1 protein-coding gene is annotated in these 502 nt (G+C 66.3%); it reads right to left on the bottom strand.

The window, feature by feature from the left end; genetic code table 11:
* Positions 1–502: 5-dehydro-4-deoxy-D-glucuronate isomerase (kduI, locus tag AC1DVR_RS24085; protein ID WP_478003138.1), on the bottom strand; the 502-nt coding region annotated here is incomplete at both ends.

Here is a 502-nt window from a genome sequence, read left to right as displayed (position 1 = left end):
GCCCAGATGAAGGTGTAAGAGCCGGTGCCCGCGCCGCAATGGATCGACCACGGGGGCGACACCACGGCCTCTTCGTTCTTCATCACAAGGTGACGGGTCTCGTTCGGCTCGCCCATGAAGTGGAAGACGCGGGCATCTGCGGCCAGATCGAAATAGAGATAGACCTCCATCCGGCGGTCATGGACGTGGGCGGGCATCGTGTTCCAGACCGACCCGCCGTGGAACTGGGTGTAACCCACGACCAGTTGGCAGGAGGGCATCACGTCGGGGTGGATGAACTGGTTGATCGTGCGTTCGTTCGCGGTGGCGGCGGAGCCCATGTTGACCTTCTTCGCCTCGGCCAGCGTGACGAGGCGCGCCGGATGGGCGGCATGGGCGGGGGCCGACAGGATGTAGAACCGCCCGGCGCCGGCAAAGGTGACCGGGCCTGCGCCCATCGGCAGATAAAGCACGTCGCCGCGTCCCATCGTCCAGCTTTGACCGCCGGCGGCGACCGTGCCGG

Source organism: Rhodobacter sp. P2_H5, from assembly GCF_056403335.1.
The sequence above is the reverse complement of the archived record's forward strand: the minus strand, read 5'-3'. Positions and strand labels throughout refer to the sequence as shown.